The sequence below is a fragment of the Acinetobacter sp. GN11 genome (genome assembly GCF_054823985.1).
Genome location: NZ_JRVL01000024.1, coordinates 1 through 20,789 on the forward strand (window position 1 = coordinate 1; position 20,789 = coordinate 20,789).

Genomic DNA, 20,789 nt, shown 5'->3' on the forward strand with positions numbered 1-20,789 from the left:
CGAGCGTCCAGCGTTTGGTGGTGAAGATCGTCCACGTCGTAGCTTCGATGACAAACCACGTGGTGAACGTCCAGCGTTCGGCGGTGGTGATGATCGTCCAAAACGTAGCTTCGGTGGTGAAGATCGTCCGCGTCGTAGCTTCGATGATAAACCGCCGCGTCGTAAATTCGATCGCTAATCAATATTTAGTTTGAAAAAAAGGCCAGTAAAAATACTGGCCTTTTTTATTTTTCAGTTTTGTTATAAACTAACAAAATGTGAATTGGTTCAATTTTTTATTAAATAATGCGTAAAAGTAAGCGAAAAGAAACAATAATGGCACAATTGAAGAACCTTTTGGTTCAGCATGGTTTGCCTTATCTTTTTATTGCACTCGTTTTGTGTAATGGTGTTTACTTTGCCTATGCTTTTATAAATGGAAGTTCTGTTGAGCAATTCCAAGCTTCTGAATTGACCTCTTTTTACGAACATACTTCTTCTATTTCTATAAAATAACTTAGATTTGCTTTTGTTAAAATTACAACAAGTTTGCTAATTTTCAGTGTTATAGTATGCGTGCATAAAAGTGCAGGAACGATTGCCATTATGAATAATAAAACTCCTCTCTCGACTCAACCGCTTATTGAAGTGAAAAACTTGAGTTTTAATCGAGGGGAACGCGTCATTTATGACAATATTAGTTTAAATATACGTCGAGGCCAGATTACGGCCATTATGGGACCTTCTGGTACAGGTAAAACAACTTTATTACGTCTGATTGGTGGACAATTAGTTCCAGATCAGGGGGAAGTTTTACTCGACTCTAAAGATATTGCCAAAATGTCTCGTCAGGAACTGTTTTCAGCCCGTGCACGTATGGGAATGTTATTTCAGAGTGGCGCTTTATTTACGGATATGTCCGTTTATGAAAATGTGGCGTTTCCAATCCGAGCGCATACAAAGCTTCCTGAAAATCTCATTGCTGAACTGGTTGCATTAAAACTTGAATCAGTAGGTTTACGTGGTTCTGAACAATTAATGCCGACAGAACTTTCAGGTGGTATGAATCGTCGTGTGGCATTGGCTCGCGCGATAGCACTTGATCCCGATTTAATCATGTACGATGAACCTTTTGCTGGTCAAGACCCAATTGTGAAAGGTGTTTTGACACGTTTAATTCGTTCACTACGTGAAGCGTTAGATTTAACAACAATTATTGTTTCGCATGATGTCGCAGAAACATTATCGATTGCTGACTACATCTATGTGGTAGCTGAAGGAAAAATTCAGGGAGAGGGTACACCTGAAGAGTTGCAAAAATATGCTTCTCCATTTGTACACCAATTCTTAACAGGTTCGGCAGAAGGACCAGTTGAATACCAGTTTAGTCATCAAACTTATTTAAATAACGAGGTTCGTCCATGAATACGATTGCCTGGTTAGGTAGACTCGTTATTGAGCGGATTCGAGGCATTGGTGCTGCGGCACATATGCTCTTGCAGATTATTTTTTCATTTCCTACCAAGGGTGGTTTTGGTCGTTTTGGTTACCAAATGCACCGCGTAGGTGTGATGTCCTTACTTATTATTACCGTTTCTGGTTTGTTTATTGGTGCGGTTCTTGGCTTGCAGATGTATAGCATTTTGGTCACTTTCGGTGCTGAGTCGATGTTGGGTACAGCGATTTCGTTAACACTACTCCGTGAGCTTGCTTCTGTGGTTGCTGCATTGCTATTTGCAGGACGAGCAGGTTCTGCATTGACTGCCGAAATTGGTTCAATGAAGCAAAGCGAACAGCTTGCTAGTATGGAAATGATTGGTGTTGACCCATTAAAACAAATCGTATCACCACGTCTTTGGGCAGGTATTGTCAGTTTGCCAATGTTAACTGTGATATTTGCCGCCATTGGGATTATTGGTGGCAAGATGGTCGGTGTTGACTTTTTAGGTGCTGATGAAGGCTCCTTCTGGAGTGGTATGCAAAATACAGTGCGTTTCGGGCATGACATTATCAATGGCACGATTATTAAAAGTATTGTTTTTGCTTTGATTTGTACATGGGTCGCTGTTTATCAAGGCTATGCCTGTGATCCGACACCAGAAGGCATTGCAACGGCAATGACCCGGACGGTTGTGTATTCTTCATTATGTGTTTTAGGTTTTGATTTCGTGTTGACTGCGGTCATGTTCGGAGGGATTTAATGAAATCACGTAGTAGTGAACTGGCCGTTGGTGTCTTTGTTATTATCTTCGGTATTGCATTGTTTTTTTTAGCGATGAAAGTCAGTGGTCTTGTTGGTACGAACTTAAGTGATAGTTATACCATGAAGGCTCAGTTTGATAACGTCAATGGGCTAAAGCCGCGAGCTAAAGTAACAATGAGTGGTGTTACAATTGGTCGTGTTGATTCAATTACGCTTGATCCGGTTACGCGTTTGGCTACCGTAACATTTGGTTTAGATGGAAAGTTGACAAGTTTCAATCCTGAACAATTAAAAGAAGTTCAGAAGAATGCGTTGGAAGAGTTGCGTTATAGCTCAGATTATACGCAGGCTTCTCCAGAGCAACAAAAAGCAATGGAACAGCAACTGACCAGTAACATGACCTCCATCACCAGTATTGATGAAGATGCTTATATAATGGTAGCAACCAATGGTTTGTTGGGTGAAAAATATTTGAAAGTTGTACCTGGTGGTGGTGTGAACTACCTCAAACGAGGCGACACAATATCAAACACTCAAGGAACTATGGATTTAGAAGATTTAATTAGTAAATTTATTACTGGTGGCGGGGCTGGTAAAGTTGCTGCCGGTTCAAGCTCAACAGAAGCAAGTGCTCCTGCAAGCGCTAATAAAGATAGTGCTCAAGCATCATTTGTTGAGTAAAAGATTATTTGAAGGAGTGGTTCCTGGTGAATACGTTGTTTAAACAAACCCTGACAGCAAGTCTTTTGTCTACCATGATTGTCGGTTCAGCATTTGCTGCACCTTCAGAAGCACCACCTGATTTTATCAAGCGTGTTGCTGATGGTTTGATTACTCGTTTAAAAGCTGATCATGCAAAATTGCAAAGTAATCCAGCATTAGTGAAGTCTATCGTTCGTCAGAATTTAGACCCTTATGTTGATTCACAAGCATTTACACGCATTGTAATGGGTACTTATGCAACAAATCAGTATAGTACAGCAGCGCAACGTGCTCAGTTTGAAACAAACTTCCGTAATACATTAATTGAAAATTACGGTACTGCATTTGCTAAATATACGAACCAAAGCTATACCATGCGTCCTTACAAGGCAACTGCGGGTAAAAACCCAGTAGTGACATTGGACTTTAGTCACAACGGTGACAAAATTCCTGTGTCTTTCCAGTTGGCTGATAAAGGTACTCAGTGGAAAATCCGTAATATCAATGTTTCTGGTATTGATTTAGGACTACAGTTCCGTAATCAATTTGCTGCAACAGTAAAACGTAATGGCGGCGATTTGAATAAAGCAATTGCAACCTTCCAACCGGATGCAGACGCTGCTGTTAATCAGAACAAACAAAAATAGTAGGTGACGAGTGATTCAGTATCTCAACCAACAATTGGTTGTTTCGGGAAAAATTGATTTTGAAAATGCGGAACAAGAGTATCAAGCAGGTTTAGCTATCATCAAGAAGCAGCAAAGCTTTCCTCTGGTGGTGGATTTAACAGAGCTTGAGCATGGCAGTACCTTGGCATTGGCTGTTTTGGTTCAATGGTTACGAGTGACTCCACAAAAAGCTGGTTTGCATTTTAAAAATGTACCTGAAAAAATGCTGAAGATCATTCAAGCTTGCCATTTGCAGGAAGATCTACATTTGATCTGATATGCAAGATATAAAAAAGCACCTATATTTAGGTGCTTTTTTACGCTTTGGACTAGCATTTTATTACAAAGCTTAAATCCATTTTTTCCAGCGGAAATAAATAATAGGGCCAATAAAGAAGCCGATAATAATCAGTAAAACGATGATGAAACTAGTCGTACCATGTGCAAAAGGTAGCACATCTGTATTCATGCCATAGATGCTGGCAATAAGCATCGGAGGCGCCAACATACTTGGTAAGATCGAGAATCGACGGATCGTGTCATTCTGTTCGGTATTAATGAACCCAGACGTTGTATCAAGCAAGAATCGTACTTTTTGGAATAAGAAAGCATCATGTTCTACGAGTGAGCGGACATCTTCACTCAGTTCTCGAATATCAGCATCGTAAATATGACTGCCTAATGCGCGTGGACGTGATAAAAAAGTAAGTACACGTCGCAAATCAATTAAACAGAGCTGCGCTTTTCCTAGCATATCTTCTTGTTGAGCTAGGCGTGTAATCATGTCATCAAGATCTAGAATTTGCTCACGTTGGTGATTATTAAGAACCTCTGTAGAGTATTTTTCTAAATCTTTGTGGATATCTTCTAAGATATCCGCAAGCTCATCAAGTTTTGCCTCAAGAAGGCCCAATAAAATCCATGTTGGATCTTTATAGTCCATATCATAGTCATTTCGGCGAGCACGCGCACGAAAAGCACGAAAGGCAACTAACTTTTCTCCCCGCATCGTAAAGAGACGGTCTTTATGTAAAATAAATGCAACCGTTTGCACCATCGCTAAAATATGTGAGGAATCTTCTGCGTCACCATCCACTTGATAGTTTTTATTTTTCGTTAAAAAATAAGTACTGATATGCAAAATACCATCATCATCACGGTAGAATCGTGCTGAGGATGAAATATCTTCAAGCGATTTTAGTGTAGGTAAATTTTGGTCATAGGCATCTAGTACCCATTGTTGCTCTTCTTGCGAGGGTGCAATAAGATCAAGCCAGACTAATTCGGGATGTAGATCAAATCCACCATTGATGGTGGCATCTTCCAGACTTCCGCGTTCTGTGGCATAAAAGGCTTCAAGCATGTGTCTTTTTTCCTCACGCAGTCTGATGGAAATGGATGGGTGTATTTTAGACAAGGATTTGCCGAAAAACACTTGCTAATACGCTATTTTGCAAAAAAAAACTCTATCGATAGTTTAGTTTGTCAGCATGACAGTTCAATAAAACGGTTTTTTACACTATGAATTCAATTTGTATTTTCTGTGGTTCATCTCTTGGTTCAAACCCAATTTTCCAACAAGTTGCCAAAATTGCAGGTGAGACTATCGCAAAGCAGGGTAAAACCTTGGTTTATGGTGGTGGTCGTTCAGGCTTAATGGGTGTTGTCGCTGATAGTGCCTTGCAAGCAGGTGGACAAGTCATTGGCGTGATTCCTCGTGCTTTGGTCGATCGTGAGTTAGCTCATCCGGGCTTAACCAAATTATATGTGGTCGAAAATATGCATGAGCGTAAAACCAAAATGGCAGACCTCTCTGATGGTTTTATTGCTTTACCTGGCGGTGCGGGTACATTGGAAGAAATCTTTGAACAATGGACGTGGGCGCAATTAGGTATTCATCAAAAGCCATGTGCTTTCTTAAATGTAGCTGGCTTTTATGAAGATTTACTTAAAATGATTCAAGGGACGGTAGATAATGGATTTAGCCAAGCACGATTCGTTGATAAATTGATCGCATCAGACAAAATTGAAGATATTCTTCAACAATTTGAGCAATATCAGGCTCCTGCCCCAAAATGGGTAAATGCAGATGTTCAACCATAAACGAGGTTAAATAAGTGAAAACAATTACGGTCGCTGCTGCAGTGATCTTGAACGAGCAAAATCAGTTGTTGCTCGTAAGAAAGCGTAATACTCATGCTTTTATGCAAGTGGGTGGCAAACTGGAACCCAACGAGGCGCCAGATGTCACAATGCAGCGAGAAATTTTAGAAGAAGTTGGAAGTTCTTGTGTAATTGAACAATTTCTTGGTCGTTTCGAAACAGCAGCGGCGAATGAGCCAGATCATATTCTGGTCAGTCATTTATATCTTGTTCAGCTCGATCAGGCGCCTAAAATTGCAGCCGAAATTGCAGAAATGAAATGGGTCGACTTGAATGATTCAGAAACGCACCTCGCACCATTAACCCGTGAAATTGTTATTCCTTGGTGTGAGCAGCATCTATCTACGGTTTAATCATTTTAACTGGTCAAAGTTGCCGCTAGACAAGCGGCATGGATAGATGTGCAGCCTAATTGTTTTAGTGCTTGACTGAGCGCATGAATAGAGCTTCCCGTGGTTATTACGTCATCAATAATAAGAACGCGGCGATAACGTCGTTTTTCTTGAGTAAGCGCAATAAACTGTTGCTCAATGTTCTCAAAGCGTTCCAGTCGAGAAAGCCCTTTTTGCGAATGTTCAGCAAGACGTTGCACCGGCTGCCAAACAGGTATTTTTAATTGTTTACTTAAGATATTTGCGAGTAACAACGACTGATTAAAACCACGTTCAATTAAGCGTTGATTAGAAATAGGCATAGGTACGATAGCCTGTACCTTGGGAAATTTGAGTTGTTGTAAAATTTCCCCTAACAAGATTTGATAATGTAATTTTTGTTCATACTTAAACTGCTGAATGATTCGGCTAACTGGATAAGCATAATCACAAGCCACAAGAACTGATTGATTATTACGTTGAATCGTTTGCTTAAGCCAAGGTAACTGCTTCCAACAGTCCTTGCAGAGCGAATATTTTTCTCGTACACCTGACTCACATAACAAGCAAGGTGAGAGCAATTGAATAAGATGCTGTGGATTTAAGAAACTAAACATACGCGTAACGAGGCGCTTCTGGAAGCCAGCGTTTTAATAATGCATCTGCTTGTTCTGGATAATCTTTTAAGATTTGCTGAGCTACATAATGAGCTTGACTGAGTAAGTGATCATCTCGCTCTAAACGAGCCACTCTAAATCCCATATCCCCAGTTTGTTTAGTACCTAGTAATTCACCCGGTCCGCGTAACTCAAGATCTTTTTCTGCAATCACAAAGCCGTCGTTACTTTCTCTTAATATAGAAAGTCTCTCTTGCCCATTTTGAGAGAGAGGTGTTTTGTATAAAAGTACGCAAAAGCTGGCTTGAGCACCTCGACCTACGCGACCGCGTAACTGATGTAGCTGAGAAAGTCCTAAACGTTCGGCATTTTCAATGACCATAATAGAAGAGTTGGGAACATCTACCCCAACTTCAATGACCGTGGTTGCGATAAGAAGCTGTAACTCATTATTTTTAAACGCTTGCATGACCAACTGTTTTTCATCAGCTTTCATTTTGCCATGCACTAAGCCAATATTAAGTTCAGGAAAGCGTTCTTTCATTTCTTGATAGGTGGCTTCGGCGGCTTGAGCATCTAAAGTTTCAGACTGTTCAACCAGTGTACATACCCAATATGCCTGTTTCCCATCTCTACAGTTTGAAGCAATCCGTTGAAGTACTTCTTCACGACGATCCAGTGGAATCGTAACGGTTTGAATTGGAGTACGACCCGGTGGCAACTCATCAATAATTGAGGTGTCTAAATCGCCATATGCACTCATTGCCAGTGTTCTTGGAATAGGGGTAGCTGTCATAACGAGTTGGTGCGGGGTGAACTGCTCAGCACCTTTATTACGTAGAGCTAAACGTTGATCTACGCCAAAACGATGCTGTTCATCAATAATTACCAGACCTAATTTTGCAAATCCAACGCTATCTTGAAATAGAGCATGTGTACCAATAATAAGTTCAGCATGACCTTCTTTAATTTGCTGCTCTGCTTGAGCACGCGCTTTACCTTTTTGTTTTCCAGACAACCATGCGACAGTAATGCCTAAAGGCTCAAACCAACGTTTAAAATTCAAATAGTGCTGTTCTGCAAGAATCTCAGTAGGAGCCATTAATGCAACCTGCCAATCAGCTTCTAGAGCATGGCAAGCCGCTACAGCAGCAACTAAGGTCTTTCCAGCGCCTACATCGCCTTGCACTAATCGAAGCATTGGTTGGTTCTGCTTCAAATCGTTCAAAATTTCTTTAGATACACGCTTTTGTGCATTGGTCATTTGAAATGGCAAAGCTTCTAATAACTTTTTAGCTAATATTTTACTACTTGAGAAAGCTGGAGATGCAATTTGACGAATATAAGCACGGCGATTAAGTAAGCTAATTTGATGTGCAACTAGTTCTTCAAAAATAAGCCGTTGTTGGGCTGGGTGTGAACCTTGGGCCAACTGGAGCATATTGGCATCAACAGGAGGCTCATGAATGTAATACAGAGCCTCTTTAAGTGCATAGCCATTAGTATATTGTTTTGGGAGTAGCTCTGGTAAAGCATCACTATGATGCTTTAAAGCTTGTTTTACATATTCGCGCAGTTTGGGTTGAGTTAGCCCATCCGTGCTTGGGTAGATTGCTGTAAGCTGAGTTTTTGGTAGAGGTGTATGTTCATGAATGAGCTGAATTTCAGGATGATACATCTCAAGGCCACGTGCACCTACGCGAACTTCACCAAAAATACGTAAGCGATGACCGGGTTTTATTTTATCAGTGAGGTTTTTATAAATATGATAAAAGCGTAAGGTGACTTTACCGAATTCATCTTGAACTAAGGCTGCCATAGATTTTCGTTTTCCCGGAGGGAAATCAATTGATCTGACCTCACCTTCGAGTAAATAGCTACGCCCAACCACAAGTTGATTCATTGCAATAATCGTACTGCGGTCTTCATAATCACGCGGCAGATGAAACAGTAAATCATCTGTGGTAAAAATATTTAGTTTTTCGAGCAGGGCTGCTGAAGCCGATCCAACGCCTTGTAACTGATGGACTGAAGTCATGTCCCCTCAACGAGTTTTCTATGCATATATTATTTATCGGTTATGGTAAAACATCTCAGCGTGTTGCTAAACAACTATTTGAGAAAGAACATCAAATTACCACAATCAGCCGTAGTGTAAAAACGGATAGTTACGCAACCCATCTTGTTCAAGATATCTTTAAACTTGATTTAAGTAAAATTGAACCTGTAGATGTCGTTTATATTTTACTTTCTCCGACCGAAGGTACGGTTGAGGGCTATCAGCACACGTATGTAGATAGTATTGAACCGATTCGAGATGCATTAAAAATACATCCCATAAAAAAAATAATCGTATTGTCATCTACACGGGTATATGGTGAAAATGTGGGGGAGATCATTGATGATTTTAGTGAAATTCAGCCAAATGATGCACAAGGCCATATATTGCGTAATATGGAGCTCCTTTGGCAAAAACATTATCCAGCACAATGTGTAATTGTTCGTCCAACTGGGATTTACGGAACTTCAGTTGCCCGTTTAAAGAAAATGGCTGAAAATAGTCAAAGTTATCCAAATATACATTATAGCAATCGAATACATATTAATGATTTAGCAAGATTCTTAGCTTTCATGGCTGACTATGAAAATCATCAAGCGAGTTATATTGTGACTAATAACCAACCGTTGCCCTTGCATGAAGTTATCGTGTGGTTCCAAAAACAATTGGGATTACCAGAGTTAACTTTAGAATCAAACCAAGTTTCAGGTAAACGAATTTATGCGAAACATTTGTCTGCAACGGGTTTTCAGTTAGAGCATCCAATTTGCTTTAATGACTATTTATTATGTTTAAATGTTCATAGCACTAAATAAAATTTTGATTAAACTTTAAATAAGAACAGAAATACCTGATGAGGCAGTCAAATTGCCGATAAAGATAAAAAGGTTGAAAGTGAAAAAAATTTGTTTAGCTCTTATTTTGAGCGTAACAGCTGTTGCCAGTTGGGCCGAGGATCAGGTGTGGTGTGCATATGATCCGATTGGTTCCCAAGGGGATATCACACGTCGTTTAAATGACATTCGATTATATGCACAGCAATATCAAGTCAACTTTAAAGTGGTGACCTATCAAAAAGAACAACAGGCTATCCAAGCTTTTGATGATGGTAAATGTTCAGGTTTAGCGGCATCTAATTTTAATACTTATCGTTATAACCAGTTTATGGGAAGTACTGCGGGTATTGGGCTTATTCCTAATAATCGTACCGCTAAAAACTTATTACAGCTTTTGAATCATCCAACAGTCGAGAAAAGATTAATTTCTAAGGACTATGAAGCGGTAGGGATGATTCCTATTGGCACGGCCTATATGGTCCTAAAAAATAAAAAAATCTCTAGAGTTGCTCAATTAAGAAATCAGCGTATTGGCGTGTTACCAAATAATCCCCCACAACAAGCATTGGTACGAAGTGTGGGCGGTCAGCCAGTTTATGTTGATTTATCTAATGCGATTGTGCAGTTTAAGCAAGATAAAATCGATATTGTTCCAGCTCCCATATATGGACTATTGCCATATAACTTACAAAAAGAATTTGGACCAGAAGTCCAAGTCATTAACTTTCCTTTGGCATATTTTGGCGTTAATTTAATTATTAAGCCGCAAGCTTATCCTGCTAATTTTGGTCGAAAAATTCGAGGATGGTTTGTTCAAAATAGCCAATTGCTGACTAACCGTGCGACCCAGTGGGAAAATCATTTACCTGCCTATTACTGGGTAGACGTTTCTTTTTATGAAAAGCAGAGTTATGACGTGATGGTTGCAAAAATACGTAATCAGTATGTTCTTTCAGGTTATTACGATGCTTATTTTGTTCAACTTATGAAGCGTCTGCGTTGTATGGATGATCCACGTTATTTTGAATGCCCAATTCGCTAATAATATAAAAGGCAACCGAAGTTGCCTTTTATATTGAGTAAAAATCTTAAGATTTTTTACGTTTCAAACGTCGTTTTGCTTGTTGAGATGCCATAGCTTCAAGAGCATCTTTTAGCTCTTCGTCGCTAAAGGTCGTGATGTGCTGCAACATTTGTAAGGTTACTTCATCAAGTACCAACTTTGCACCAGCAGCCATTTGACGGAAATTATCATCAAACTCAATTTGGCCTTGGTCGTTAGTTCGAATGTAATTTTGCTGCGTGAGTACTTTTAAGAAGCTTTGGAATAAAGATTTGTCGAAGAACTCTGGCGAATTAAATTCATATAGAACTGACAAACGTTGTCCGAGTAAATGACTTAATTCTTCAACCTGTTTAGCAGAAATATTACCTGAACCACGTTGAGTAATGAGCGCAAGCGTCATGTAGTAACGCTCAAGACTTTGCTTAACAGGAGTAGCTAAAACAACCAGTTGATTATGCTCTTCAGTATTTGGGGCAGAGCTAATCAAGTTACCTTCATCATCTTGCTGAATAAGATTCGATTGAACCAATGCATTTGCATATTGCTCAATTTGTTCCTTAAGTTCGCTACTCTTCCATTTAAGGAATAACTCTGCCTTCAAGAATGGGTAGAGCGTATAGATGACGTTGTTTAAATCTGAACGGCTAATTTTTCCATTGTGTTCGACAAGTGATGCAACCAATGACGGTAAAACAAAGGCGTGCAAAATGTTATTACGGAAATAGGTCAGAAGAACAGCTTGGTTATCTTCAATTGCAATAATATCGCCGAGTGCATGCTGAACTCGTTTAATGAGTTTAAGCTTTAAACCATAAGCAATAATTTCTTTACCAGAAAGTGGCGTTACTTCCATACGTTGGTCATATGGGAAGTTTGATGCTAGATCGCGGTAAGCTTCAAGCTGCTTAATACAGATTTCTTCATCAAGCGTATGTTTTGGAGTTGCAAGCAAAATAATAGAAAGTAAAGAGACAGGGTTAATTACCACAGCTCGGTTAATATTTTCTAAAATTGCATGTGCAGAGCTATTTACGGCATCTGAAACTGCTTGAGGAATTGGGTCGTCATTTTTCTCAATGAAAACGTTTTCTGCATTATGTTGCTTAAGCAGATCATCAAGGAAAACAGGTTCGCCAAAGTTCACGTGGACTTTACCGAAAATACGTTCAATTTTTCGTAAGGTTTTCACAATACCAAAAATTGATTCAGCTTCTTTCGGTTTACCTTGCATTTCCCCTACGTAGGTCGAGCCTTCCATCAGGCGTTCATAACCAATGTAAGTTGGTACAAATACAATTGGCTTTGTACGGCCACGTAAATGACTATGAACAGTCATGGCAAGCATGCCAGTCTTAGGTGGTAATAGACGTCCTGTACGCGAACGTCCACCTTCAATAAAGTATTCAAGTGGCGTATTGCGAGAAAGAATACTATATAAATATTCTTTAAATACCGTTGTATAAAGGCCATTGCCACGGAAAGAACGGCGAATAAAGAAGGCACCACCGCCGCGTAAAAGCTGTCCAACGAAAGGCAGGTTTAGGTTATCACCCGCAGCAATATACGGAACCATAAGGCCACGTCTATAAATCACATAAGACAATAATAAATAGTCGATGTGACTGCGGTGACAAGGTGTGTAAACCACTTCATAATCTTTTGCTAGTTCACGAACAGTGCTGAAGTTATGCACATCTACGCCGTCATAAAGCTGGGTCCATAAGCGCGTTAAAGCAAGATCGGCAAAGCGGACTGCTGAATGTGAATAATCCGATACGATTTCATTGACATAGCCAATCGCACGACGTTCAGCTTCGAGCATACTGACTTTCCCGCGAATACTTTCACGGCGGATTGCTTCTTGCACATCGCGAGATTTTACAACTGATTGCATGACATTACGGCGATCCGATAAATCGGGACCTAAGACCACTTCACGTTGCCGATCTAAGTAATCATTTAACGTGCTTACAATATAGGTGGCTGGTGAAAGGTTTGGATAATGCTGTTGTGCATATTCAACCAGTTCACGTAGTGATTGCGGTTCATGAAATTCTAAATAAGATTGGCGACCATGTAAGCCAATGTTGACCAATTGCTTAATGGTGCTCGGTGTAGCCCATGTGTCTGAAAATAAGAGCTTAAACCAAGAATCTTCTTTATCTGGTGTACGGCCCCATAAAACGGTAACCGGAACAAGCTCTATATCAAGTTCAGGATTTTCTTGTAAGACTTCAATTAATTTTAGTAAGCGTGGTGGAAAAGCATGAGGAGGTGGATTCAGTAAATTATTTTCATCATTGTGCTGTAAAAATAAAACTGATGCTTTTTCCTGATGAGTGCCAACAACTAATGGGTCTAACGCAGGTTTTAAATTTAAACGACGCGTTTCACCATCTACCACCAAAGCATTGCTTCGAGAATGGTTTTGTAAGACATAGCACACCACTTTCTGGCGGTCAGTCTTTGCTTCTGTTTCTGTTGTTTCTGATACTGGTTCAGTAGGAACTTCCCCAAGAACATGTGGTGTTACCACGAGGTCAAGTAGCTTACTCGAAAGCCGACGATACATTTGACCAAACCCACTCTTGGACATAAGAACTCCTACTTCTTAAAGACAAATCCCAGCACCAAATGCGGAGGGTAATTATTTTGAGGCATTTATTGAAAAAAACAATATGCTAATAGCTTATAAATTATAATGCTTTTGGCATATTTTATCGTTAAAAATCGTATTTTTAGCAGTTTTAAGGGTAATGTTCCTCAGAAGTTGACTGATTGTTCCATGTTCAAATAGTTTTTTATGGCACAATAGATTCTACACATCTGTCCTTTAATACGATTTTTTACCTGAAATATGAAGGTATCTCTCATGAATGCGTTAACCCAAGAACTAGTCGAGCTGCTCACTTTAGAAAAGCTAGAAGAAAATATTTACCGTGGCATGAGCCGTAATCTTGTCGGTAAACGCGTCTTTGGTGGACAGGTTTTAGGTCAGGCTTTACGTGCAGCATCTTATACAACTGATCGCCCAGCGCATTCTTTACATGCATATTTTTTGTATGGCGGCGATATTAATGCCCCGATTATCTATGAAGTAGACCGTTTGCGTGATGGAAAAAGCTTTGTAAGTCGTCAAGTTCGTGCGATTCAGCATGGACGAGTCATATTTTCAGCGATGGTTTCTTTTGCTAATCCAGAAGAAGGTTTGAACTATCAGCATCAAGAACCTGAGTATCCTGCACCAGAAACGCTTAAATCTGAAAATGAGCTGAAACAGGGTATTCTAAACTTTGTACCTGAAAATGTTCGTGCTAGTTTCATGCGTGAGCGTCATGTAGAAATTCGTCCAATTGATCCGGTAAACCCGTTTCAGCCGCAACCCGAAGCTCCCTATAATGCACACTATATCCGCACGCATGATCGTATTCCAAAACAGCTAGATGATATTGCCTTGCATCAGGCAATTGTTGCGTTTTATTCAGACTTTACCTTAATGACAACGGCTTTAAGACCGCATGGCTTAAGTTATATTTCTCCAAGTTTGCAGTGTGCAAGTATTGATCATGCAATTTATTTCCACCGCCCACTGCGTGCAGATGAATGGATGCTTTATGACATGGAAGCCACAGTGAGTGCGGCTTCAAGAGGTCTCAATTTTGGTCGTATGTGGCAAAATGGCCAGCTTGTATGTAGTACTGTACAAGAGGGTTTAATCCGTTTGCGGGAAATTGAAACGCAATAAATTTATCTATAAAGCAAAGCCATCTCAGTAGATGGCTTTTTTATTTTTAATGGGAATGATGTGACAAAAAATTGCTCGAATGAAAAGCAAGCTCATGTCATATTGTAAATAGATATGCCAACTGAAAAAAATAATGCTGATATGAACTTAAATACACAAATTCTGATTGCCGCCATTTTAGGTTTAGCCTTTGGTTTTCTACTCACAATGTATCCAGACACAGCTTTTGTAAAACATAGTTTATATGGGCTTGGAATATTAAGTAGTGTTTTTATTGGGCTCCTTAAAATGCTTTTAGTGCCTTTAATTTTTAGTTCGATCGTTGTAGGTGTATCCAATCTACAAGCAGGCGGACAGTTAGGGCCAGTCTGGAAAATCACATTTTTATGCTGTTTAACCACAACGACTTTAGCCTTAATTTTAGGCATCAGTTGTGCTCATTTATTTGAAGTTGGGCGTGGCATAGATATTTCTATTTTCCAGACATCCATGCAAAATTATCAGGCACCAGATAGTTTGAACCCTGCCAGTTTTTTCACGAATTTTATTCAAAATACTTTAATCAACCCATTTAAAGCTTTTAGTGATGGTAACGTTTTAGCCGTTGTGGTCTTTGCTTTATTCGTCGGTGTCGCTTTGGTACAGGGTGGGGAACGTTTCAAAAGTATTCGTTTATTGAGTCATCAGTTTTTTGAAATGATGATGCTGCTCGTTGGCTGGGTCATGAAATTAGCGCCTTTGGGTATTTTTGCTTTATTAGCAAAACTAATGGCAACGGAAGACATTTCAGTATTAAGTCGTTTGGCTGAGTTTGCAGTCGTTGTAACAGGTACAACCATTTTCCATGGCGCTGTTGTTTTACCACTATTACTTTGGATTTTTGGTCGCATGAGCCCTTGGACTTTTTTCAAAGGGACACGTACAGCGTTAATTACAGCATTTGCAACCAGTTCTAGCTCTGCCACGATGCCACTTAGCATGAAGTGTGCACAAGAAAATTTAGGTGTGCGCCCTCAAACAGCGGGGTTTGTAATTCCTTTAGGCACGCAGCTTAATATGGATGGTACTGCTTTATACGAGGCGGCAGCTGCACTCTTTGTAGCAAATTTGGTGGGGCTAGATTTAAACCTGACACAGCAAATTATTGTGTGTTTAACAGCAATGATTGCATCACTTGGTGCACCTGGAATCCCGAGTGCGGGCATGGTGACTATGATTATGGTTTTACAATCGGTAGGTTTACCAGCTGAAGCAATTGCCATTTTACTGCCAATTGATCGTCTATTAGATACGGTAAGAACAGTAGTAAATGTGCAAGGGGATATGATGATTAGTGTGGTTGTAGATCGTTATACAAAAGATAAAGATATCAGTGTCTAATATCTCGAAATAAAAAAAGCAGGATTTAAAATCCTGCTTTTTTTATTTTTAAGCAGCTTGAAGCTCTGCTCTTTTTGCTGCTGGAGATTGCGATAAATAGCTAACCGCATCTTCAGTGCTACCTTCTTTGACTGGATCATACCAAGGCATGAGGTAATCAATTTGTTGTGAAATAAGCCAAATTGGGTTTGGTAGAACCTGATTATCTTTTCGGCTAATTTTGTACCATTCTAAAGCAACCCACACTGGGAAAAATCTAGATTTAGCCGCTTCTGAAAAGCGTGGATCTTGTTTCATGATGTGTGCAGCGCCATCTACCCATAAACCAAGTACCAGCACAATCACTGCAAGGCTTAAATAGTAGCGCGGAATATAGCCGCCACCAAGATGACGATATAAATCAAAGGCTACGGTACGGTGTTCGATTTCTTCTGAACCATGCCATTTCACCAGATCAACCATTTCAGGGTCAGCGCCTAATTCTTCCCAACGCTTGTTATATAGAGCATATTTACCTAATACACAGGTCATATGTTCAACAGTGGCAACAACGCCTAAACGGAATAAATCCCATTGGCCTTGTAAGAAATTTGGAACTTCTTTATCAAAAGGCTTATCTGCCAAAGCTATCGTAAATAAATAGTTCATGATGTCCAGATTTCTCTGGATATCAATATTACGTACGTTTAAATATTCTTTGTTTGCAGAGGTGTGTGCATTAGCATGCATAGCTTCCTGACGGATAAATGCTTGTACATCCTGCTTGAGTTTTTCATCTGTGATTTGCGGTAAAACCTTGTTGTACAAACGACAAAACCAGAACTCACCAGCAGGCAAAATGTTATTAATTTCATTAATAAAATAACTTGCGAAAGGCTGATTAGGAATCCAGTCGACAGGGGTATCTTTCCAGTCAAATTTTACTTTACGTGGAAGAATTTTATAATCAATAGAAGAACCTAAAGCCTTGTTCTTCAAAAAAGATAACAATTTCATCATTTAGTCCTGATTTTTAACTCGATGAAGTTATAACGAGTATAAAAAAAGCCCCTACATTTGTGTTTAGCAATAGGGGACAATTGAGTATAAATTTAATGAAGAAATTGTATCTGTGAGGATAATTTAGCTTTCAGCATCCTCATCTGTCGCTTCAGGGATTGAATCGACATCAAATTCTGGCTGTTGATCTAGTGTGAAATGTAGACGCCCTGCCATAACACTTGCTAGCTCTTCTAAGCCTATTTTGTGAAGTGAAGAGAAAAGCTGAATAGAAAAATCAAGCTTCATTTTTTTAAGTTGCTGTTTAACTTCAAGCAATACTTTATTTGCAGGGCCGCGATTAAGTTTATCTGCTTTTGTTAATAGAATATGAACAAATAGATGACGTGAATAAGCCCACTCTAGCATCATCAGGTCGAAATGCTGTAGAGGATGGCGAATATCCATAAGTAGCACTAAGCCTTGTAAGCTTTGGCGGTGGATTAGATAGTTTTCTAATTCTTTTTGCCACACCTTTTTCATATCTTCAGGTACAGCTGCATAACCGTAACCTGGAAGATCGACTAAACGCTGATCGGGATTGCCTAGACTAAAGAAGTTAATCATCTGAGTACGGCCAGGTTTTTTAGAGGCGCGTGCTAGTTGTTTCTGATTGGTTAATGCATTAATCGCACTAGACTTACCAGCATTTGAGCGTCCTGCAAAAGCAATCTCGTAGCCAGTATCTTCAACACAAAGTGCCAATTTAGGTGCACTCATTAGAAACTCAGCTTGGCGCAACCAGTTTAATGATTGCACAGCATATGCTGTGATCGCCGGATCTGGTGCTTTTTCATAGCTGATCTTTTGCTTGGGTGCGAGTCTGGCTTTGGTGTCTTTCGATTTTTCACTACGACGCATAAAAAATAACTTTTTAAATGAGAGGGCTCGCGCCTAGTATAAAGGAGCTTGGGTCTTCTTGCTAATTTTCAATAAATTTACCCCATAAAGGATATTTATTAAATTTGCAAAAAAGCGATAAGAGAGTCAGACGGGGTAGACTTTGACTGCTGCAAAACCTCTCCGAGTGTGTATTGGTCTAGGCTTTGATAAAAGCTTTCTAGAGCTTGGTCAAGAATACCTTTTAGACCACAGTGAGCGCGTAGCACACAAGGCGGTGTATTGCATTCAACAATTTGATTGTCGCCCTGCAATATTCGAACAATTGAACCTAAATTTGAATTAAGTGCATCTGGATTTAAGCGAATTCCACCGCCTTTACCGCGAATGGTAATAATCCATTCTTGTTTGCCCATAAAGTGAACAACTTTAACCAGATGGTTTTGTGAAACATGCAAATCTTTCGCGATTTCTGCAATCGTGTAGGGTGCATCACTTGGGCGTGCAACATACATTAATAGTCGTAATGCATAATCGGTAAATTTATTAAGCTGCATGATCACCAAAAATGGAAGAGAACAAAAGGATGATCATCTTAGCCTGAAAGTCTAAATAAGAAAACTTTCAGGCAAGAGGTTTTTATATTAGAGCGTTAAAGGAGCTGAAACCTGTACTTGATCGCCAACTCTATAATGTTCGAGCAAGATATTTGAAACTGAGAATTCAGTATGGTTTTCTTCAGGCTGAACTTCAAAATGATATGAGTTGTTTTCCTGAGCTTCTGTAAATTTAAAAGCTTTTGGCTGTTCAAGCTGTTGCTCTGGAACTTGTACTTTTACCGAAATAAAAGCATTTGCAGGACTAGTTAGTACGTCCTCATGATCAGTTGCTTTTAAAGTGAAGCGTTTGCCAGATTCAAGAGGGTCAATTTGTGTAATTTCAAATGGACGCCAGCCAGCCCATCCACCTTTTAAGCTTTCAAGTTGTTCATATTTTTGTTTTTCAACGCCAATCAAGATATCTGCTAATTGTAGATAAGCCTGTTTCCACGCTTCAATAAGCTCGGACTCAAATGGAACGTTGAGTACTTCACTAATTGAATGAAGTAGATTGTCACCAACAATTGCATATTGATCTGGCTGAATATCCAAGCTCACATGTTTAGTGGTGATGCGTTCAACAGCTTTAGCTAGAACCGTAGGGTTCTCGATGTTTTCTGCATATGCAAGAACTGCGGCTGCAAGCGCGCGCGGCTGACGTAAGCTGGTTTGGTCATCTAAGTTAAAAACATTTTTTAATTCAGGATTGTTATTAAGCATACGCTTATAAAAGTATGTAGTCAGCGTAACACCGTGTTCACGTAAAACAGGTACAGTAGATTTAACAAGTTCAATTTGTTGTGGAGTCATGGCTAGACCTTATTTATCTGGCTATATAAGATGTATTTAAAATACATCTTTAAAAAAGTAATGGCAATAGCTTTTTAATAAAAACCATAAAAAAATTAGGGAATATAAAATTCCCTAATTCAAAAGTGATATATCTCTAAGAAAATTACTTGCCAAAAAGTGAACCAAGCAGACCTCTCACTAATTTTTGGCCTGTACTTCCTCCTAAACTTCGTGCAGCACTTTTTGCAAAAGTACCAACAATATCTTGCGTAAGCTTAGCTCGTTCACGTGCTGCTCGTTCTTCTTCTTTTAGTTGCTCGCGTGCTAAACGTTCTTGTTCCTTTGCTTGTTGTTTGGCTAAAGTTTCTTGCTCTTTTTGTTGCTGCTTGGCAAGTTCAGTATTTTGTTGTTGCTGTTCTCGTTCAGCGACTTTACTTTGTAGCATTTCATAGGCGCTATCACGGTCTACAGCCTGTTCATAAATGCCAGCAATAATACTTTGTGAGATTAAAGCTTGACGCTCTTCTGGAGTAATGGGTGTAAATGAAGAGTAAGGAGGCATTACCCAGCCACGTTCTACAATTTGTGGTGTTCCTTGTTCATCAAGACAGCTAATGAGTGCTTCACCGACACCAAGTTCGGTAATTGCTTCATCAACTTTAAATCCTGGATTGGCACGGAAAGTATCAGCTGCAGTTTTTACTGCTTTTTGGTCTTTAGGTGTAAATGCACGTAGGGCATGTTGAACGCGATTACCAAGCTGACCAAGAACACTTTCTGGTAAATCGAGTGGGTTCTGAGTAATAAAATAGATGCCAATACCTTTAGAGCGAATTAAGCGTACAACTTGTTCAATCTTGTCTTGGAGTGCTTGGCTGGCATTGTCAAACAGTAAGTGTGCTTCATCAAAGAAAAACACAAGCTTAGGTTTATCTATGTCACCAACTTCTGGAAGTTGTTCAAATAGTTCTGAAAGCATCCATAAAAGGAAAGTGGCATATAGCTTAGGTGTATTCATGAGCTTGTCAGCCGCAAGAATATTAATGTAGCCATGCCCATTTGCATCGGTTTGAATAAAATCTAAAATATTTAAAGCAGGTTCACCAAAAAATTGCTCTCCACCTTGGTCGGCAAGGGCTAGTAAATTGCGCTGAATAGCGCCTAAGCTCGCTGGAGATAAATTGCCATATTCTGCTTTAAACTCGGCTGCATGTTCACTCACAAAAGTGATCATGGCTTTTAAATCTTTAAAATCTACTAATAGTAAACCTTGGTCATCGGCAATACGGAAAACTGCTGCCAAAACGCCTTCTTGTGTATCGTTTAAGTTGAGCATGCGAGCCAGCAAAATTGGCCCAATCTCAGAAATGGTGGTACGAATAGGGTGGCCTTGTTGGCCGAATAGATCCCAAAAAACGACGGGATTGGCTGCGAAAGGAGCGCTATCAATCTGCAAAAGCTTTAGTCGTTCATTAAATTTATCTGAAGCTTCTCCCGCTTTTGCGAGACTTGAAACATCACCTTTAGCATCGGCAAGAAATACCGGTACACCAATTCGAGAGAAACTCTCTGCTAGAACTTTTAACGTAACTGTTTTACCTGTACCCGTGGCGCCTGCAATAAGTCCGTGGCGGTTGGCAAACTGGGAAAGTAAAACAATTTCTTTTGACGTGTCATTAATATTTTTAGCAATAACAATCGGTGTACCCATATATTTTTATCCTTTGGTTC

The 20,789-nt window shown here is 39.7% G+C and carries 22 protein-coding genes and 1 pseudogene; 13 read left to right on the forward strand and 10 right to left on the reverse strand.

Annotation, left to right across the window (positions count from 1 at the left end; translation table 11 throughout):
* The 7 genes from NL42_RS02835 to NL42_RS02865 all read left to right on the forward strand — a co-directional run.
* Positions 1-178, forward strand: a 178-nt coding sequence (locus NL42_RS02835) for a hypothetical protein (protein WP_461311716.1), incomplete at its 5' end; no start/stop codon positions are given.
* A gap of 107 nt (positions 179-285) precedes the next feature.
* On the forward strand, positions 286-495 hold the full coding sequence (locus tag NL42_RS02840; protein ID WP_026055540.1) for a hypothetical protein: 210 nt from the start codon (positions 286-288) through the stop codon (positions 493-495).
* A 90-nt stretch (positions 496-585) separates the two neighbouring features.
* Positions 586-1,404, forward strand: coding sequence for an ABC transporter ATP-binding protein (locus NL42_RS02845; protein ID WP_016140089.1), 819 nt, complete (start codon positions 586-588; stop codon positions 1,402-1,404).
* On the forward strand, positions 1,401-2,180 hold the full coding sequence (gene mlaE / locus NL42_RS02850) for a lipid asymmetry maintenance ABC transporter permease subunit MlaE (RefSeq protein WP_252611645.1): 780 nt from the start codon (positions 1,401-1,403) through the stop codon (positions 2,178-2,180). The genes NL42_RS02845 and mlaE overlap by 4 nt, the downstream gene beginning before the upstream one ends.
* Complete coding sequence (gene mlaD / locus NL42_RS02855) at positions 2,180-2,863, forward strand: outer membrane lipid asymmetry maintenance protein MlaD (protein WP_461311701.1); 684 nt, start codon at positions 2,180-2,182, stop codon at positions 2,861-2,863. Before mlaE ends, mlaD begins: the two co-directional genes overlap by 1 nt.
* Positions 2,864-2,889: 26 nt before the next feature.
* Positions 2,890-3,531 carry an MlaC/ttg2D family ABC transporter substrate-binding protein gene (locus NL42_RS02860; protein ID WP_016140091.1) on the forward strand — a complete coding sequence of 214 codons (642 nt, stop codon included), beginning with the start codon at positions 2,890-2,892 and terminating at the stop codon, positions 3,529-3,531.
* A 10-nt stretch (positions 3,532-3,541) separates the two neighbouring features.
* The gene (locus tag NL42_RS02865; RefSeq protein ID WP_461311702.1) at positions 3,542-3,829 is read left to right on the forward strand and encodes an STAS domain-containing protein; all 288 of its coding nucleotides are present in this window, start codon (positions 3,542-3,544) and stop codon (positions 3,827-3,829) included.
* A 72-nt stretch (positions 3,830-3,901) separates the two neighbouring features.
* Here NL42_RS02865 and NL42_RS02870 read toward each other — a convergent pair whose 3' ends face one another.
* The gene (locus NL42_RS02870) at positions 3,902-4,915 is read right to left on the reverse strand and encodes a CorA family divalent cation transporter (RefSeq protein ID WP_004789661.1); all 1,014 of its coding nucleotides are present in this window, start codon (positions 4,913-4,915) and stop codon (positions 3,902-3,904) included.
* 158 nt (positions 4,916-5,073) lie between these two features.
* On the opposite strand from NL42_RS02870, the gene NL42_RS02875 reads away from it, so the two are divergent.
* Complete coding sequence (locus NL42_RS02875) at positions 5,074-5,655, forward strand: LOG family protein (RefSeq protein ID WP_461311703.1); 582 nt, start codon at positions 5,074-5,076, stop codon at positions 5,653-5,655.
* A gap of 14 nt (positions 5,656-5,669) precedes the next feature.
* The gene (locus NL42_RS02880) at positions 5,670-6,068 is read left to right on the forward strand and encodes an NUDIX hydrolase (protein WP_016140094.1); all 399 of its coding nucleotides are present in this window, start codon (positions 5,670-5,672) and stop codon (positions 6,066-6,068) included.
* Between the two features lie 5 nt (positions 6,069-6,073).
* Here NL42_RS02880 and NL42_RS02885 read toward each other — a convergent pair whose 3' ends face one another.
* Positions 6,074-6,703: a ComF family protein gene (locus NL42_RS02885; protein ID WP_461311704.1), complete on the reverse strand. Its 630-nt coding sequence runs from the start codon at positions 6,701-6,703 to the stop codon at positions 6,074-6,076.
* Positions 6,696-8,741, reverse strand: coding sequence for an ATP-dependent DNA helicase RecG (gene recG / locus NL42_RS02890; protein ID WP_461311705.1), 2,046 nt, complete (start codon positions 8,739-8,741; stop codon positions 6,696-6,698). Before recG ends, NL42_RS02885 begins: the two co-directional genes overlap by 8 nt.
* Before the next feature lie 20 nt (positions 8,742-8,761).
* Between recG and NL42_RS02895 the strand changes: the two genes are divergently transcribed.
* On the forward strand, positions 8,762-9,577 hold the full coding sequence (locus NL42_RS02895) for a Rossmann-fold NAD(P)-binding domain-containing protein (protein ID WP_461311706.1): 816 nt from the start codon (positions 8,762-8,764) through the stop codon (positions 9,575-9,577).
* A gap of 79 nt (positions 9,578-9,656) precedes the next feature.
* Positions 9,657-10,640 carry a putative solute-binding protein gene (locus NL42_RS02900; RefSeq protein WP_461311707.1) on the forward strand — a complete coding sequence of 328 codons (984 nt, stop codon included), beginning with the start codon at positions 9,657-9,659 and terminating at the stop codon, positions 10,638-10,640.
* A 46-nt stretch (positions 10,641-10,686) separates the two neighbouring features.
* Here NL42_RS02900 and plsB read toward each other — a convergent pair whose 3' ends face one another.
* Positions 10,687-13,260, reverse strand: a complete 2,574-nt coding sequence (plsB, locus tag NL42_RS02905; protein WP_461311708.1) for a glycerol-3-phosphate 1-O-acyltransferase PlsB — start codon at positions 13,258-13,260, stop codon at positions 10,687-10,689.
* A 276-nt stretch (positions 13,261-13,536) separates the two neighbouring features.
* Between plsB and NL42_RS02910 the strand changes: the two genes are divergently transcribed.
* Positions 13,537-14,409 carry an acyl-CoA thioesterase gene (locus NL42_RS02910; protein WP_003653674.1) on the forward strand — a complete coding sequence of 291 codons (873 nt, stop codon included), beginning with the start codon at positions 13,537-13,539 and terminating at the stop codon, positions 14,407-14,409.
* Positions 14,410-14,523: 114 nt separating this feature from the next.
* Positions 14,524-15,789 carry a dicarboxylate/amino acid:cation symporter gene (locus NL42_RS02915; RefSeq protein WP_035359955.1) on the forward strand — a complete coding sequence of 422 codons (1,266 nt, stop codon included), beginning with the start codon at positions 14,524-14,526 and terminating at the stop codon, positions 15,787-15,789.
* A gap of 48 nt (positions 15,790-15,837) precedes the next feature.
* Here the strand turns inward: NL42_RS02915 and NL42_RS02920 are convergent, their stop codons facing one another.
* The 6 genes and pseudogenes from NL42_RS02920 to NL42_RS02945 form a co-directional block, all read right to left on the reverse strand.
* A complete protein-coding gene (locus tag NL42_RS02920; protein ID WP_461311709.1) occupies positions 15,838-16,788 on the reverse strand; it encodes a metal-dependent hydrolase in 951 nt (316 codons plus the stop codon).
* Between the two features lie 123 nt (positions 16,789-16,911).
* Positions 16,912-17,688: a ribosome biogenesis GTP-binding protein YihA/YsxC gene (gene yihA, locus NL42_RS02925; protein WP_016140102.1), complete on the reverse strand. Its 777-nt coding sequence runs from the start codon at positions 17,686-17,688 to the stop codon at positions 16,912-16,914.
* A 98-nt stretch (positions 17,689-17,786) separates the two neighbouring features.
* Positions 17,787-18,224, reverse strand: a complete 438-nt coding sequence (locus tag NL42_RS02930; RefSeq protein WP_461311710.1) for an RrF2 family transcriptional regulator — start codon at positions 18,222-18,224, stop codon at positions 17,787-17,789.
* 87 nt (positions 18,225-18,311) lie between these two features.
* Positions 18,312-19,076: a globin domain-containing protein gene (locus NL42_RS02935; protein WP_111855010.1), complete on the reverse strand. Its 765-nt coding sequence runs from the start codon at positions 19,074-19,076 to the stop codon at positions 18,312-18,314.
* A gap of 2 nt (positions 19,077-19,078) precedes the next feature.
* Positions 19,079-19,206 (reverse strand): annotated as a pseudogene (locus tag NL42_RS02940) (hypothetical protein).
* Positions 19,207-19,221: 15 nt separating this feature from the next.
* Positions 19,222-20,769: a helicase HerA-like domain-containing protein gene (locus NL42_RS02945; RefSeq protein ID WP_461311711.1), complete on the reverse strand. Its 1,548-nt coding sequence runs from the start codon at positions 20,767-20,769 to the stop codon at positions 19,222-19,224.
* Between the last annotated feature and the right edge of the window lie 20 nt (positions 20,770-20,789).